Below are 15182 nucleotides of genomic sequence, written 5' to 3'. Positions count from 1 at the left end.
TGGAACCACCTGATCCCATCCCGAACTCAGAAGTGAAACGATGCATCGCCGATGGTAGTGTGGGGTTTCCCCATGTGAGAGTAGGTCATCGTCAAGATTAAATTCCGAAACCCCAATTGCGAAAGCAGTTGGGGTTTTGTTTTGCCCGCAGGAAAGTTTTTGCTCGCGTCAGCGAACAAATTTGCACAGTTATTTTCGAATCAGAACACTAGAATAGATCCCAACTTTTTCGGAGTCAGAGCCCTTATGTCGGATTCGGTTGACGCCCCCGGGCTGTCAGATTTACCGCTGGATGACTTGGTGGCCTGCCATGAGTGCGATCTGCTGATGCGCAAGCCCAAGCTTGCTCACGGCGAAAAAGCTCTCTGTCCACGCTGCGGTTACGAACTGTACGCTCACCGTCATAACGTGGTGCAGCGCAGTCTCGCCCTGGTCATTGCCGCGTTGTTGCTCTACGTGCCGGCGAACTTTTTACCCATCATGCAGCTCAATCTTCTCGGGCAATCGTCGCAGGACACTGTCTGGAGCGGTGTGATCGGTCTTTTCAACACCGATATGCGCGGTGTTTCAGTGGTGGTATTCCTTTGCAGCATGGCAATTCCGCTGCTGAAACTGCTGTGCCAATTGATTGTGTTGCTGACGATCCGTTTCAACACCGGACGCAGTTATGGCCTGCTGCTCTACCGCATTTATCACCACCTCAAAGACTGGGGCATGCTCGAGGTCTACCTGATGGGCGTCCTGGTCGCAATCGTCAAACTGGCGGACATGGCAGCTATCACCGTGGGCCTCGGTCTGGCGTGTTTCATCGGCTTGTTACTGGTTCAGGTCTGGCTCGAAGTGGTGATGTCGCCGCACCAGATCTGGCAGGCGTTATCAGGAGAAGATGCCCATGCGGGCGATTGATGCAGGCATTCTGATCTGTACCGAATGCCACGAACTGAACAGGCAGGATACCGACAGCGATGTGCAGACCTGCACTCGATGCGGTGCGCTGGTTCACGCCCGGCGGCCCAATAGTCTCGCGCGAACCTGGGCGCTGCTGATCACGGCCGCAATTATCTACATCCCGGCCAACGTATTGCCGATCATGACGGTCAGCTCACTGGGCCAGGGTGATCCGAGCACGATCATGTCCGGTGTCATCCAGCTGGTGCAGCACGGCATGATTCCGATCGCCGCCGTGGTATTCATCGCCAGTATTCTGGTGCCGACGTTCAAACTGGTGGGCATCGCGCTGCTACTGTTTTCTGTGCAGCGTCGCCAGCCCTTGTCCGCCCGTCAGCGGATCTGGATGTACCGCTTCATCGAGTTCATCGGTCGCTGGTCGATGCTCGATATTTTCGTGATCGCCATTCTGGTGGCGGTCGTCAACTTCGGCCGGCTTGCCAGCGTCGAAGCCAATCTTGGCGCCATCGCCTTCGCCAGTGTGGTGATTCTGACGATGCTCGCCGCTGTCACTTTCGATCCCCGACTGATTTGGGATAACACGGAGTCGGACGCCGACCATGACTGATTTGCCTGTAGCGAAAACCCGACCGGCTTCGAACTGGTCCGCCATCTGGGTGTTGCCCCTGATCGCCCTGATTATCGGTGGCTGGCTCGGCTGGCGTGCCTATACCGAAACCGGCATCGAGATTCAGGTGCGTTTTGAAAGTGGTGAAGGCATTCAGGCCAACAAGACCGAAGTGGTCTACAAAGGCATGCCGGTCGGCAAGGTGAAAGCCCTCAAGCTCGATGATGAAGGCAACTCCAAAGGTGTCATCGCGACCATCGAGATGAACAAGGATGTCGATCAGTACCTCAAGACCAGCACCCGATTCTGGCTGGTCAAGCCAAGCGTGACCCTGGCCGGGATCACCGGTCTGGAAACTCTGGTTTCGGGTAACTACGTCGCCATCAGCCCCGGCGAAGGCGAGCCGACTCGCAAGTTCAAGGCCCTGGCCGAAGAGCCACCGCTATCGGATTCCAAGCCCGGCCTGCACTTGACCATCAAGGCCGATCGCCTCGGTTCGTTGAATCGTGGCAGCCCGGTTTTCTACAAACAGATCAAAGTCGGTCAGATCAAAAGTTATGTGCTGTCGGAAGACCAGAGCACAGTCGAGCTCAAGGTATTCATCGAACCGACCTACGCCAAACTGGTGCGCAAACACACCCGTTTCTGGAACGCCAGCGGCATCAGCATCGACGCCAACCTGTCCGGCGTGAAAGTGCGCAGCGAATCTCTTGCCAGTATCGTCGCCGGCGGTATTGCCTTCGCTACCCCGGAGAACCGCAAGGACAGCCCGCCCACCGATCCGAGCCTGCCGTTTCGTCTCTATGAAGACTTCGACGCGGCCGCCGCCGGCATCCGTGTGAAGGTCAAACTCAGCGATTTCGAAGGCCTGCAGGCCGGGCGTACCCCGGTGATGTACAAGGGCATTCAGGTCGGTAACCTGAAAGCGCTGAAGATCGATCCGGACCTGTCCAGCGCAACCGCCGAGCTGACCCTCGATCCGCTGGCCGAAGACTATCTGGTCACCGGCACGCAATTCTGGGTGGTCAAACCTTCGATCTCACTGGCAGGCATCACCGGTCTGGAAGCGTTGGTCAAAGGTAACTACATCGCGGTCCGTCCGGGCGACAAGGGTGGTGCGCCACAACGTGAGTTCGAGGCCCGGCCAAAAGCGCCGCCGCTGGATCTGCGCGCACCCGGGCTGCACCTTGTGCTGTTCACCGACACCCTCGGTTCGATCGATGTCGGCAGCCCGATTCTCTACAAGCAGGTCAAGGTCGGTTCGGTGCAGAGCTATCAGTTCTCCAAGACCCGCAAGCAACTGGTGATCGGCGTCCACATCGAGAAGGAATACGAAAACCTGGTCAACGCCTCGACCCGGTTCTGGAACGTCAGCGGCGTCACGCTGACTGGCGGTCTGACGGGCGGCATTCAGGTCAAGAGTGAATCGTTGCAGACCCTGATGGCCGGCGGTATTGCCTTCGAAACGCCGCAAGCCAAGGCACCGCTGCAAAAACGCATTCCACGCTTCCGTCTGTTCGCCAGCCACGACGAAGCGAATCAGAAAGGCGCTGTCGTCACCATCAAGGTCGATCGCGCGGACGGTCTGCGCAGCGGCACACCGGTTCGCTTCAAAGGCCTGGACGTCGGCAAGATCGAAAGTGTCGACCTGACCGATGATCTGCAATCGGTGATCCTCACCGCGCGCATCACTGAAGTGCCGGAGAAGATCGCCCGGGTCGGCAGTCAGTTCTGGGTGGTCAAGCCGGAATTGGGGCTGATCAAGACCTCGAACCTGGAGACCCTGGTTACCGGCCAGTACATCGAAGTGCAACCGGCGGCCAAGAACCTCGGCCCGCAGAAGAACTTCGTGGCCCTGGCCAATCCACCGGAGGTGACCAAGCAAGAGGCTGGTTTGAGTCTGGTATTGAGCGCTGCTCGTCGTGGCTCGCTGAAACCGGGTGTGCCGGTCACCTACCGCGAGATCACCGTGGGCAAAGTCACCGGTTACGAATTGGGCCAGACAGCGGATCGCGTACTGGTGCACATTCTGATCGAACCGAAGTACGCGCCACTGGTGCGCAGCGGCAGTCGCTTCTGGAACACCAGCGGCGTCGGTTTCGATATCGGCTTGTTCAAAGGCGTGACCATGCGCACCGAGTCGCTTGAAACAGTGATTCAGGGCGGTATCGCCTTCGCCACCCCGGACGGCGAGAAGATGGGCAATCCGGCCCGCGCCGAACAAACCTTCCCGCTGTTCGACAAGTTCGAAGACGAGTGGCTGAACTGGGCGCCGAAAATCCCCCTCGGTAAATAATCCGGGAAATATGGGGCGTTGTTGAGGGCGCCTTCGCGGGCTTGCCCGCGAAGAGGCCCTGTCATTCAGCACAAAATTCCAAGACATAAAAAAGGGCCGCGATCCAATGGATCGCGGCCCTTTTTTGTACCCGTCAGTTACGCATCAAACCGCATCCAGCTCCGGCTCGTCCGCGTCGACGTTGATCGTGGCCTTCACCACATCGTGGCGGCGGATGTACTTCCAGTCCGCCTCGTCGATGTAGATACCGGCCGGGCCGCTGCCACCTTCCAGGTCGATGGCGACACTGGCGCAGACCTGCGGCTTCACGCTCGCCAGAATCGGCACGAAGCCCAGTTGCAGGCTGGTTTCCAGCAGGGCGGCCTGGTTCTTCTCGTCGATGTCCGCCGCCTCGTCGAGATAGTACGGCAGACGCACGCGGCCGGCCAGGTCGCGGTCCATCAAGTGCAGCAACAAGTACATGTTGGTCAGCGCCTTGATGGTCATCGTGGTGCCGTTGGACGCCGCGCCGTCGATATCGGTGTGGATCACCGGCTGGCCGTTGACCTTAGTGATCTCGAACGCCAGTTCGAACAAGTCCTTGAGGCCAAGCTGGTTGTGGTTCGCCGCCACCAGCCGTGCCAGGTATTCCTTGGCCTCTTCGTTCTTGTTGTCCTGTTCCGCACTTTGGCTCAGGTCGAACACCGACAGGGTTTCGCCTTCTTCGTACTGGCCGGCGCTGTGGATGATCTGGTCGATGTGCTTGAGGGCTTCCTTGTTCGGTGCGAGCACGATGCGGAAGCTCTGCAGGTTGGACACCTGACGCTTGTTGATCTCGCGGTTGAACAACGCCAGTTGGTGCTCGAGGCTGTCGTAGTCGCTGCGGATGTTGCGCAGGGTTCGGGCAATATCGGTCACGGCTGCACGACGGGCCTTGCCGAGGGTCAGGGCTTCGTCGGTACGGTGCGCGTAAGCGTTGATCAGCAACGACAGGCGGCGCTCCATGTCGTCTTCGCTGTCGAACTTGGCCACGCCCTTAAGGCGAACCTGTGCGTAAAGCGCTTCAATCTGACCGTCGGCACGCAGCAGGCCTTGCCAGCTGTCCTGATAGTCGTTGAGCAGCGGCAGCAGGTTGTCCATCGAATCGTCGACCGGATCCATGAACGGCGTACCGAACGGCAGGTCTGCCGGCAACAGCTGACGGCGACGCAGGGCGTCGTCGAGGGTGCGTTGCTTGGCTTCCATGTCGGCGATCTGCCGGCCGACCAGTTGCAGCTTGGCCGACAGTTGCTGGACGCGCTCGGTGAACGCATCGCTGGAGCGTTTGAGTTCGTCCTGCGCGGCCTCCATCTGCGCCAGTTGCTCGAGCTTGTCGCCTTCTTCGGCGCTCAAGGTCTGGGTGCGACGGAAGTCTTCCAGCGCCTTCTGCGCATCCAGTACCTGCTGGTACAGCGCCTCGGTCTGGGTCTTGCTCGCAGCGCGGTCGGCGGCTACGGCTTGTTGGGTCTTGAGCTGCTTGAGCTCTTTTTCCAGGCGTTCTTTCTGATCGCGCAGCGCGGCGCGGTCGGCCAGCGCTTGCAGCGCCGGCGGCTCGATGTGCGAGATGTCGATCGACAGGCCCGGCACTTCGAAACGCTCGCCCTTGAAACCGTCGAGGATCAGCTCGACCGACTTCACCCATTCGCCATCCTCGTCGAGGGTGATGCCATGTTCGCCCAGTGGCAGGCTGAACAGCGCGCTGTTGAACAGGCGCATCAGACGTTCGACGTCCTGCTGCGAGAACTCTTCGCGCAGGCGCGCGTAGCTGTTGTTGTCGGCGTGATCGAGTTGCTGCTTCACCGACTTCAGGCGTTTTTCCAGATCGCGAAGACGTTCTTCCAGATCCTCGGCGCTGAACTGACGGGACTGCGCCAGTGCACCGGCCAGTTCGTCGTGAGCGTCCTTGGCCGCCAGCAGTTGCTGCTCCAGCACCTTGACGTCATCGACCAGCGCAAAGCGGTTTTTCAGTACCGACAGTTCGCCGAGCCAGCGCTGGATGCCGGAGATTTCCCGTTCCAGACGCATCAGCTCCTGAGTGCCACCCCGCTGATCGTTTTGCAGGTCGTCCTGCTCGCGACGGTAGTGTTCGGCCTGAATGGTCAGCTCTTCCTTGCGCGCCGTGGCGTAGTCCGACCAGGTGCCGAGCAACGAGTCGAGCAGTGGCGACAGGCGATGCAGTTTGCCGCGCAGCACATCGCGCTGCTTCACGCCATTGGACAAGGCTTCGACCAACGGGCCGGCAGCCACCAGCGAGTTGTAATCCTGTTCCATGCGCCGCACGTCGCGGAAGGCTTCTTCGCACGCCGCGATGTAATCGACGCTGCCGGAACGCAGGCTGTGTTCGAAGGCATCGAGGAACAATTGCTTGAGCTTGGCTGCGGTGATTTCGCGCATGTGCAGCAGGTTGATGAACAGCGCGCGGAAAGTCTTCAGGCTCTGCTCGCTGGTGGAGCGCAGCGGGATCAGAGTCAGGTCGAGCGGGATCGACGTATGACCGCCAACCAGCAAACGGCGCAGCTCATCCGGCTTGAGTTCGTAGGCTTTCAGACCTTCTTTCTCAAGGTTGCTGAACAGCTCTTTCTGACGCAGGCAGGTGTCGTTTTTCTGGTAGTGAGCCAGGTCGAGCTTGCCGGCGTAGGCGAAGAACTGGTGACCGAAACCGCCACCCGGGCCGCGACCAACCACGCCGATCACGTGCGGGCCGTGGGGCAGGTTCACTTCAACGAGGATGTAACTGGTGTCGGAGGCAAAGTAGAAACGCCGGGATTGCTCAAGGCTGTACTTGCCGAAGCTCATGTCCGACATGCGCGCCAGGATCGGGAACTGCAAGGCGTTGATCGAGGCGGATTTGCCGAGGTTGTTCGCGCCGTAGACCGACAGCGGCTCTTCCAGCGGGAACAGGCCGAGGCTGTAACCGGCGGTGTTCAAAAGGGCAAAGCGGCGGATGCCGTAGCGTTCCTGGCTCATGCATCGGACTCCTGTTCTTCGGCAATGGCGCGGGCCAGTGCGTCTTCTTCACTCTCTTCCTCAAATTCGCTGAGATCGAGCGGGTCGTCGGTGGCGAGGAATTTGGCCTCGGCGGCCTCGTCGATCAGCACCGGTGCCGGCAGCGGCAGAACGCTGTGCACGCTGGCCGCCAGGTCGCGGTCCTGCTGAACCGACAGGCAGACGTCTAGGAAGCGGTGCATCGGCGGCAGGAAACGGTACACGCCGTTTTCCTCGCTGGCGAAGCCGAGCTGGGTCATACGGCGCATGATCTTTTCTTCCAGCTCTTCAACGGTCTGCACTTCGGCCTGGATGAACAGGTCGCGGTACTTTTCCAGCAGCGACGGCAGTTCTTCGCGGCCGAGGCTGCCGCCGTCGAGCACGGCGATCGGATCGCGGCCCTGATCGGCCAGATGCTCCACCAGGATGAAAGTGAACAGCGCCAGACGCTGAGCGGTCTTGTTCACCGCTGCGGCAGCCATGTCCGGCACGAAGTAGTAGAAACCACGGGTGTCGCAGACCAGTTCAAAACCCAGTGCCTTGAACAGCGTGCGGTACTGGTCCTGGAAATTCGACAGTTGTGCATACAGCTCAGGATCACGACGGCTGACGTGGTAACCCTTGAACAACTCGCGGAAGATCGGCGCCAGTTGCGACAGTTCGGAAAGATCAAGATGCATTAGACGTACCTGCAGAGAGGGTGCTCGCAGAATCCTCGGTGGCGTCGCCGGCCGAGAGCAGGGCGAAGGAGCGCAGGCTGACCTGGTGCTCGTGAGTGTGGTATTCGCGGCGTTCCAGACGCTCGCGCTTGAAGCGTTTTTCCCGCGACAGGCGCGAGAACCAATAAAGCAATTCGTCGGTCGCGCCGTCCGGCTCCTGTTCCAGCAGCCAGGTCATCAGATCCGGCATCGGCAGGGATTCTTCGCAGCGGTCGACCATCTCGCGCACGGTGCGCGGTGCGCGCGGGGCATCGCCGGTTTTCTGCGACTTGTGTGCCTTGGGGAAACGCGCCGGTTTCGGCTCGAAACGGGCGAGGGCGTAGACGTAGGCTTCGACCTGACTGGCGCTGCCGAGGAAGGTGCTTTGCGGCCGGGTGAACAGCGGCATCGCGGCTTGCGGCACGGCGTCGATGCCTTTGCGGCGGATCGCGGCGAGGGCGAGGGCGGCGCCACGGGTGACGGCGTTGTGTCGGCGCGCTTCCTCCCGCAGTGGCAGCAGCAGTTCCCGGGCGTGACGCAGGGTCAACTGGGCGCTGGTCTGCATTTCGAGGATGCGCGCGTGGGTGCGCAGCAGCATGTCGTCATCGACCAGATGGCCCAGGCGCTGCTGTTCGCTGAGCATTTTCAGCAGCACGGTTTCGACCTTGCGCACGCCTTGTTCGAAGGCGCCGTCGGCGTTCACCAGATCGATCATCGGCTCGACGTATTCGTCCCAGGTCGCCAGTACTTCGGCGTAACGCTGACGCAGCGGAATCTGTCGGTCGCTGGTCTTGGCCCGTTCGGCCACGGCCACCAGCGCCTGTTCGTCGTTGTAGAGTTTCTTCAGAACGTCGCGCACGCGCATGTCGAGCAGGCGCAGCTGACGGGCCAGATCATTGCCGTCACGGACGTCGAACGCGTCCTGGATATAACCGGCCAGACGCTCGAGGTGGCGCAGATAGGCTTCGATCTCCAGGCACAGGCCCAGACGGTGCTCGCGGCGCAGGTAGGCCAGGAAATCGTGGATCTGCGCATTGAGCTCGAAACGGTTCGGGCTTTTCGCCACGGGAACCAGAATGTCGAGGCGGATCCACACGTCGAGCAGGCTGGTGATGTCCTGCGGCGTGCTGTCCAGTTGTTGGGCGGCCAGTTGCGTGCGCAGTTCGTTGAGGCTCAGGGTGCCCTGGTCGAAGTGCTCGCACAGTGGCTCCAGAAGTGCCCAGTGTTCAGCGAGGGCGCGCAAGACGCGCTTGGGTTCGATCATCGGAATGGCCGGCTGGTTGGCGATTAAAAGCCGCGATTGTACTGCATCACGAAGGATGCGATTCACTCTCGGGACGGGCTGTCGCTTTTCTTTGCGTCAAGTTATCGGTCAAGACTATCGATCAACAGCGCGCGATCTTGAGCGAACGGCGGTAGAATCGGCGCACTTCAGTTATCCACAAGTGGCCGACCCTTGCTAATCGAGTCCCGCCGCCGCGCCTATTTGAACGCCATGCAGGTGGTCAACTGGCTGCCGCGCACCGAATTGCCCTTTGCCGCCCCGTCGCGGCCCGAGCTGCTGGACATGCCCGAGCCCGAAGTTGCCGCGCCGCAGATCCCGGCAACCCCGGTCGAAGCGCCGGTGCAGCCGGCCGCGCGTCCGGTCGAACGGCCGAAGATCGAGATTGCGCGACCTTCGCCGGCCAGTCCCCGCACGGGCGCCAAACCGGTCGAAGAAGTCGACGAAACACCTGTGGTGTCCAGGCCGGCACCGGTGCCGCCACCGCGGTTTGCCCTGCAATTGCTGCGCGCCGGCCGTTGCCTGCTACTGGTGGAGTTACCCACAGGCGAAGCTTTCCAGTCCCGCGATCCTGCCTATCTGTTACTTAAGGACATGCTGCGTGCCGCCGGTCTGCCGGACGCGCCGCAGATTGTCGGTGAGCCGGTGCGTTGGCCATGGCTGAACCGCGGCACGATGGATCAGGGCCCGGAAGCGGCCCGGGATTTCGTCCAGGGTTTCCTGTCGGTGCAGATGGAGGCGGCGCCGTGCGCCTGCCTGTGGCTGATCGGCCTGCCGGCGGTGCGCTTTGCCGGTGAAGCGGATGCCGAGGCGTTCAACCGTGAGTTGCAGATCGAGGGTCTTGGCCTGGCGTGGGCGTTGCCGGGGCTGGAATTGTTGATGGAAGAGCCACAGCGCAAGGCCGCCGTGTGGCAAGCCATGCGTCGGCTGATGGCGCGCTGGAAAGAATCGAATGAGTGACGCTGTATCGTTTCGCCCGATGACCGAGGCGGATCTGGACGCTGTGCTGAAGATTGAATACGCCGCGTACAGCCATCCGTGGACCCGCGGGATTTTTCTCGACGGCCTGGGCAAGTACCAGATCTGGCTGATGTTCGAAGGTGAGCAGCAAGTGGGACACGGGGTGGTGCAGATCATCCTCGATGAGGCGCACTTGCTCAACATCACGGTCAAGCCGGAAAACCAGGGGCGCGGACTGGGGCTGACCCTGCTCGAATACCTGATGTCCCGCGCCTACGCGGCCGATGCCCGGGAATGTTTCCTGGAAGTGCGCGACAGCAACACGTCAGCCTTTCGCCTGTACGAACGCTATGGCTTCAACGAGATCGGCCGGCGCCGGGATTACTACCCGGCGGTCGGTGGGCGTGAAGATGCCGTGGTCATGGCCTGCACGCTGGTCAATTGAAACGTTGAAGCATCGCTGGCAAGCCCGCTCCCACAGGTTTTAGTGTCGTATACATAATTTGAGTACGACCCGGATCTCTTTGGGAGCGGGCTTGCCCGCGATGGCGTCCTGTCAGGCAATACGAATCAACGCTTGCGATCCAGCGGATCGCGGCGCGCCAGCTCCGCCTCATCCAGTCCGTTGCCGCCGCCGATGTCGTCCTCGTCGACCACACTCAGATCCCAATCGGCCTGATTGTCGCCGCCGAGCTCCTGGGCATCCCGGGCACCGTCCTCACGGATCAGGGTTTCCGGGCTCAGGTCATCGTCGGTGGGCTCATGGTCGGCGGTCGATGCCCCGGTGAGACCCGCTTCGCGCACACGCTCACGGGGCAACAACTGCTCGCGCTCGCGCTCGGGCAGTTCCTCGCCGATCTTCGCGCTGGGCTGTTCGTCGTCGAAGTCCAGCTCATGCACTGAACCCATGCGGTCTTCGTTATCATCGATGGGCTCCGGTTGCACCGCATCGAAGGGACGTCGTGAATCAGTCATGGCAATTCCTCATACTGTGGGCCTTACTGGGATGGACTCACCGGGCGCACCAGAAATTCAAAGCAAATCACCCTTGATTCCGGAGTGACCCCGACCGGCGGTCGACTGTCATACCAGCGCATCTTTCTTGAGGCCTTACAGCATGCATGACTTACAAGACCTGATTGATAACAACGAGCGTTGGGCTGACGCGATCACCAAGGAAGACCCGGATTTCTTCGCCAAGCTGGCCCGCCAGCAGACACCGGAATATCTGTGGATCGGCTGCTCCGACGCGCGGGTGCCGGCCAACGAAATCGTCGGCATGCTGCCGGGCGATCTGTTCGTTCACCGCAACGTCGCCAACGTGGTGCTGCACACCGACCTCAACTGCCTGTCGGTGATCCAGTACGCGGTGGACGTGCTCAAGGTCAAACACATCCTGGTGACCGGGCACTACGGCTGCGGCGGTGTGCGGGCGTCGATGCAGGATCGCCAGTTCGGCCTGATCGACGGCTGGCTGCGTTCGATCCGCGACCTGTACTACGAAAAGCGCGAAGAACTGGCCAAGCTGCCGACCGAAGAAGAACAGGTCGATCGTCTGTGCGAGCTCAATGTGATCCAGCAAGTGGCCAACGTCGCCCACACCAGCATCATCCAGAACGCCTGGCATCGCGGGCAGAGCCTGTCGATCCACGGCTGCATCTACGGCATCAAGGATGGTCGCTGGAAGAGCCTGAACACCACGATCAGCGGTTTCGAGCAATTGCCGCCGCAATACCGCTTGCGCCCGGTCGGCGCGCCTTGATCGGTCGTTCAGCGTAAACCTTGCCGACGCCGCCAGCTCAGCAGATAGCGCTGGCCTTCAAGATTGGGTGATTCGTCGTAACCGGTGATCCACCCACGGCAGCGCGAGGACCCGCAACCGCAGGCGAACTGGCGCAGCAGTTTGTCTTCGGTGGCGGTGTAGTCCACCGTCAGCCGTTCTCCCTCGACAATATCTCGCAGGGCCCACACCCATAACTCGCTCATGTCGAGAAAGGTGTTCGGGTCGCAGCAATGCTCGAACGCGCCGCAAAAGCGCGGATCGTAGAGATGGATACCGGCCAGCATCTGCCGGGTCTGCCGACAGCGATAAGGCAGCAGTTGGCCTGAAACCCGACACATTCGGGTGATTCGCAGGAATGCCCGGCACGCTATGACAGCGGTGGCCACCCCTTCGGGGTCGTGAACAATCTGGAAATCCTGCTTCGACGGAAATCCGAGGCGGACGGGGAGTCCGGCAAAAGGATAAATGCCTTCGGTATCGCGTGCCGGTTTGCCCGGTAATGCATATGTGTTCATAACGGTCCCTGTTGGCTTCGGTGTCGCGACTTCCGTCGGCTGACGTCCTGTCAGTCCTGCAACACGCTGATTGGATCCAAGATCCTGCAAATTACCCTAGCGGTCTACTGTCAGATCTGACAGTCGAAATAGACGCTTTCCCGCGTCAGCCAGGACTGACACGGGAGCACTACATGTCCGTTCAGAGATGGGCGGCGGGCACGGCCATGTCCGGCAACGGGCTTTTCAGCTGTTGCAGCTGGGATTTGATCGGTGCGGTCGAGCAGGTCTTGTCCGCTTGTGCCACGGTCTGGTTGCGGATCGTGGTGTAGAACAGCTCGCAGGTCTTGGCTTTCTGTGTCACTTGCCAGGTCTGGGTGCAGCTGTTGAGCAGGGTCTTGGGATCGGTGCCGGGTTTGCTGCCCATTCCGGCCTGCCAGCAGGCGGCGCTCAAATCTTGTCCCATCACCTTCAGACCGGCTGCATCGGCCTTGGCCTGGGCATCGTCGCCGGTGTAGTTGCTCGGATCGGCGGCGTACCAGATGTAGCTCGGGTGGTTGGAACCCAGCACCGGCACGTTCACGCCCGCGCTCGGGCTGATGGTTGCCAGACCCAGTACATTCACGGTCGGCCCGTATTGCTGCTTGATCCAGTTACGCACCGGCGCACCAAAGGCAACCATTGGCAGCACGGCGCCGCTGGCGTTCTGGCTGACCTGCTTGACCATGGTGGTCTGGTAATCCTTGAAGTAGTCGTACACGCCTTCCAGATCCTTGCCGGCGCTGGCGGGCGCGGCGATCGGGGCGATGTCGATGATGGTCTGGTAAGCCGGCGTCTGATCGGCGGGGATGCCATTGTCGGTCAGCAGCGCGGCCCAGCGGTCGGTGGTGTTCGAGCGCAGGTAATCCTGGGCCTGGGTCAGCGAGTAATCCGGCGGGAAGTGCAGCAGCTCGACACTTTTACGGTTTTCCAGAGCCATGCCGAGTGGCAGGAACAGGTACCAGCTGTATGCCCATTTGCCGTCGGCGTTGAGTTTGCTGGCGCCGTTATAGGCCAGGTCGCCGGCGTCCAGCAGCGCGGTCAGCGGTTTGTCGTAGCCCTTCGGTACGCCGCTGATTTCGGCGTAGAGCTGATCGTTGTCGTTTTTCACCAGCACTTTGGCGTTGGTGTAGCCGTCGCGCTGCACGCTCTGGCTCAGGTAATGGGCGACGGTCTGCTCCAGCGTCCAGTTGCGAAAGCAGATCACGCTGCAATTGTTGGGGTAGGCGAAGAGACGGGTAACGCGCTCGGTGCTGCCCAGTTTCAGGTCGACATCGGCGTGGGCGGCGGCGCTCAACGTGAGCGCCGCGAGGGTGAGGCCTGCAAGTTTCAACATGCTCAGATCCTTTTCAGCGAGGGTAAAACCTTGGTGGAGGGGCAATCCGGCCCGCATCTAGCCTAGCCGGGGAACAGGAGTTTCAGCGAATAACCGAGCTGACTGGCGAGAATCACGCCGGTCATGATCACCAGAAACAGCAGTTGCAGCGGACTGAAATGCGCCCAATGCAGCGCGGTCAGCCAAGGGTGCTTGTCGCTGAACTCCGGGTCGAGCGTACCGATGCGCCGCTTGTGCCAGAGCCCGATCAGGATCACCCCGATATAGGTGAAGGCTCCCAGACCTCCGAGCATGACCGAGAACAGCAGGATCATGACGGCTTGCGGCAGGCCATGGCGCAGCACGAGCCAGCGTGTATCAGGGTTCCATCGGCGTGGAATGATCCTTTCGGTCAACCACAGATCCTGGACGATCAAATGGGCGCTGATCAGAAACCAATAACTCAAGCCGATCCGGAAAAACCAGACAGGAACACAGGCGAAGGCCAGGGGAATGACGATGCTCATGGCCGTGGTCTTGTGCTCGGCAGGCAGATAGAACAGCCACAGCGCCAGCGCAATCGCAGCCCATGACCGTAACCAGGTTTCGGCGGCGATGTAGCGTGGCAAGAACCGTCGCCAGTAGAAAACGTCGGCGTACGGCAAACGGGCGAGCAGGTCGGGGAAGCGCCACTTGAGGGTTTCCGACAGTTGCTGGCAGGCCTGCCAGTCAGCCGGAATGAACCGGTCGGTCATGTCTTTCTGTTGCCGCGGCTTCATCGGGCTGATCAGCATCCGCGCGGCGAGCGCGTCGGGCGACCCGTTGCGCTGATCTTCGGCCCGGGCGCACAGGGTGTCGTAGAGGCTTTCCTGGTTGCAGCGCTCGATCAGCGCCTGCCAGAGCCAGTCCGGTTGCGGATGAATGCCCTTGGTGTCGTCCCAGCCGAACAGTCGGGACACACGGTCGAACAGCGGCACGCTCCATTCCGTGTCCTGCAGCAGTTGCAGGATGATCTGCTGCCAGTGTTCCCGACGGTCGAACACCTGGAGCCAGGGTTGGGCCGTATAAGTCTTGAGCTGCGCGAGAAATTCACGCTCGTTCTGCGAGGCGAGCAATGCCTCCAGCGATTGCCGGTAGTCCATCAGCAACTCGGTGGCAAGAATGCCGCGCTGCCCGTCGCCGATCACGATCTCCTGCCACGGGCCCAGCCATCCGAGGTGCTGCACTGCCCAACGGGCAATCGAAAGGCGCAGGGCGGGATGGTCGAAGCACAACGTCAGCAACAGTGTCTGGAACGCTTGCGCACAATCTTGCTGGCGCGCTTGCTCCCAGCGTTGGTCCAGATTGGTGTCCGAGAGGCCGTTCAGCAATTGCGACGCGGCTTCAACGGCCGGATCAACGGTCGGTTCCACAGGCTCCGGATTCAGGGGCTGTACCCGCAAGACCGGCGACTCGAGCGGTGCTTCGGGCGCGGCCGGGGTCACCGGTTCGAATGGCGGCGAAGGGTAATCCCACGCATCGGTTCCGGTCTTCTGCAGTGGCTGAGCCATGGACTGCTCTTGTACCGCCAGCGCGGCGATCCCCGGAGCCAGCATGACTTCGCCGTGCTCCTCGGTCTCCTCGTTTTCAAGGCGCCATTGGGCAATCGACAGCGCGCGCTCATAGGCTTCGCGCAGGCGCTGAAAACCTGCGGCATCCTCATCGGGCCGACAGACTTTCAGCAGGCGCGCATAGCTGCGCTTGATGTCACGCAGCCCGGCGTCTTCGGGCAGTTGCAGGACAGACCAGCATTCCAT

13 protein-coding genes and 1 rRNA gene are annotated in these 15182 nt (G+C 61.0%); 7 read left to right on the top strand and 7 right to left on the bottom strand.

Annotation, left to right across the window (positions count from 1 at the left end; genetic code table 11):
* From rrf to CAF73_RS02770, 4 genes are all read left to right on the top strand, one after another.
* Window positions 1-97: ribosomal RNA gene (gene rrf / locus CAF73_RS02785) — 5S ribosomal RNA — on the top strand; the annotation flags it as partial.
* Between the two features lie 149 nt (window positions 98-246).
* Window positions 247-906: a paraquat-inducible protein A gene (locus CAF73_RS02780; protein ID WP_085701831.1), complete on the top strand. Its 660-nt coding sequence runs from the start codon at window positions 247-249 to the stop codon at window positions 904-906.
* A complete protein-coding gene (locus CAF73_RS02775) occupies window positions 893-1516 on the top strand; it encodes a paraquat-inducible protein A (protein ID WP_007951771.1) in 624 nt (207 codons plus the stop codon). Before CAF73_RS02780 ends, CAF73_RS02775 begins: the two co-directional genes overlap by 14 nt.
* Window positions 1509-3812, top strand: a complete 2304-nt coding sequence (locus CAF73_RS02770) for a PqiB family protein (protein WP_085700924.1) — start codon at window positions 1509-1511, stop codon at window positions 3810-3812. The genes CAF73_RS02775 and CAF73_RS02770 overlap by 8 nt, the downstream gene beginning before the upstream one ends.
* A 144-nt stretch (window positions 3813-3956) precedes the next feature.
* On the opposite strand, the gene mksF is transcribed toward CAF73_RS02770, so the two are convergent.
* From mksF to mksB, 3 genes are read right to left on the bottom strand one after another with little or no spacing between them, the layout of a single operon-like run.
* Window positions 3957-6797 carry an Mks condensin complex protein MksF gene (mksF, locus tag CAF73_RS02765; protein ID WP_085701830.1) on the bottom strand — a complete coding sequence of 947 codons (2841 nt, stop codon included), beginning with the start codon at window positions 6795-6797 and terminating at the stop codon, window positions 3957-3959.
* Window positions 6794-7495 (bottom strand): Mks condensin complex protein MksE, encoded by a 702-nt coding sequence (mksE, locus tag CAF73_RS02760; protein ID WP_007951764.1) that lies wholly within the window; start codon window positions 7493-7495, stop codon window positions 6794-6796. The genes mksF and mksE overlap by 4 nt, the downstream gene beginning before the upstream one ends.
* Window positions 7485-8777 carry an Mks condensin complex protein MksB gene (gene mksB, locus CAF73_RS02755; protein WP_176247695.1) on the bottom strand — a complete coding sequence of 431 codons (1293 nt, stop codon included), beginning with the start codon at window positions 8775-8777 and terminating at the stop codon, window positions 7485-7487. The genes mksE and mksB overlap by 11 nt, the downstream gene beginning before the upstream one ends.
* Window positions 8778-9008: 231 nt before the next feature.
* Between mksB and CAF73_RS02750 the strand changes: the two genes are divergently transcribed.
* Together CAF73_RS02750 and rimI are read left to right on the top strand one after the other, a co-directional pair.
* Entirely contained in the window at window positions 9009-9755 is a 747-nt protein-coding gene (locus CAF73_RS02750; RefSeq protein ID WP_085701828.1) for an energy transducer TonB, read from the top strand.
* Entirely contained in the window at window positions 9748-10200 is a 453-nt protein-coding gene (rimI, locus tag CAF73_RS02745; protein WP_085700920.1) for a ribosomal protein S18-alanine N-acetyltransferase, read from the top strand. Before CAF73_RS02750 ends, rimI begins: the two co-directional genes overlap by 8 nt.
* Window positions 10201-10325: 125 nt before the next feature.
* On the opposite strand, the gene CAF73_RS02740 is transcribed toward rimI, so the two are convergent.
* The gene (locus tag CAF73_RS02740) at window positions 10326-10730 is read right to left on the bottom strand and encodes a serine kinase/phosphatase (RefSeq protein ID WP_085701827.1); all 405 of its coding nucleotides are present in this window, start codon (window positions 10728-10730) and stop codon (window positions 10326-10328) included.
* Between the two features lie 142 nt (window positions 10731-10872).
* Here CAF73_RS02740 and can point away from each other — a divergent pair, with 142 nt between their 5' ends.
* The gene (gene can / locus CAF73_RS02735; protein WP_007951756.1) at window positions 10873-11517 is read left to right on the top strand and encodes a carbonate dehydratase; all 645 of its coding nucleotides are present in this window, start codon (window positions 10873-10875) and stop codon (window positions 11515-11517) included.
* An 8-nt stretch (window positions 11518-11525) separates the two neighbouring features.
* Here the strand turns inward: can and CAF73_RS02730 are convergent, their stop codons facing one another.
* The 3 genes from CAF73_RS02730 to CAF73_RS02720 form a co-directional block, all read right to left on the bottom strand.
* Entirely contained in the window at window positions 11526-12053 is a 528-nt protein-coding gene (locus CAF73_RS02730) for a lysine methyltransferase (protein ID WP_085700918.1), read from the bottom strand.
* 181 nt (window positions 12054-12234) lie between these two features.
* The gene (locus CAF73_RS02725) at window positions 12235-13407 is read right to left on the bottom strand and encodes a hypothetical protein (RefSeq protein ID WP_085701826.1); all 1173 of its coding nucleotides are present in this window, start codon (window positions 13405-13407) and stop codon (window positions 12235-12237) included.
* A gap of 62 nt (window positions 13408-13469) precedes the next feature.
* Entirely contained in the window at window positions 13470-15182 is a 1713-nt protein-coding gene (locus tag CAF73_RS02720) for a J domain-containing protein (protein ID WP_085701825.1), read from the bottom strand.

This window comes from Pseudomonas sp. B15(2017) (genome assembly GCF_002113215.1).
In the GTDB taxonomy this organism is placed as follows: domain Bacteria; phylum Pseudomonadota; class Gammaproteobacteria; order Pseudomonadales; family Pseudomonadaceae; genus Aquipseudomonas.
Note: the sequence above shows the minus strand (reverse complement) of the source record. Positions and strands in the feature narration are given on the sequence as shown.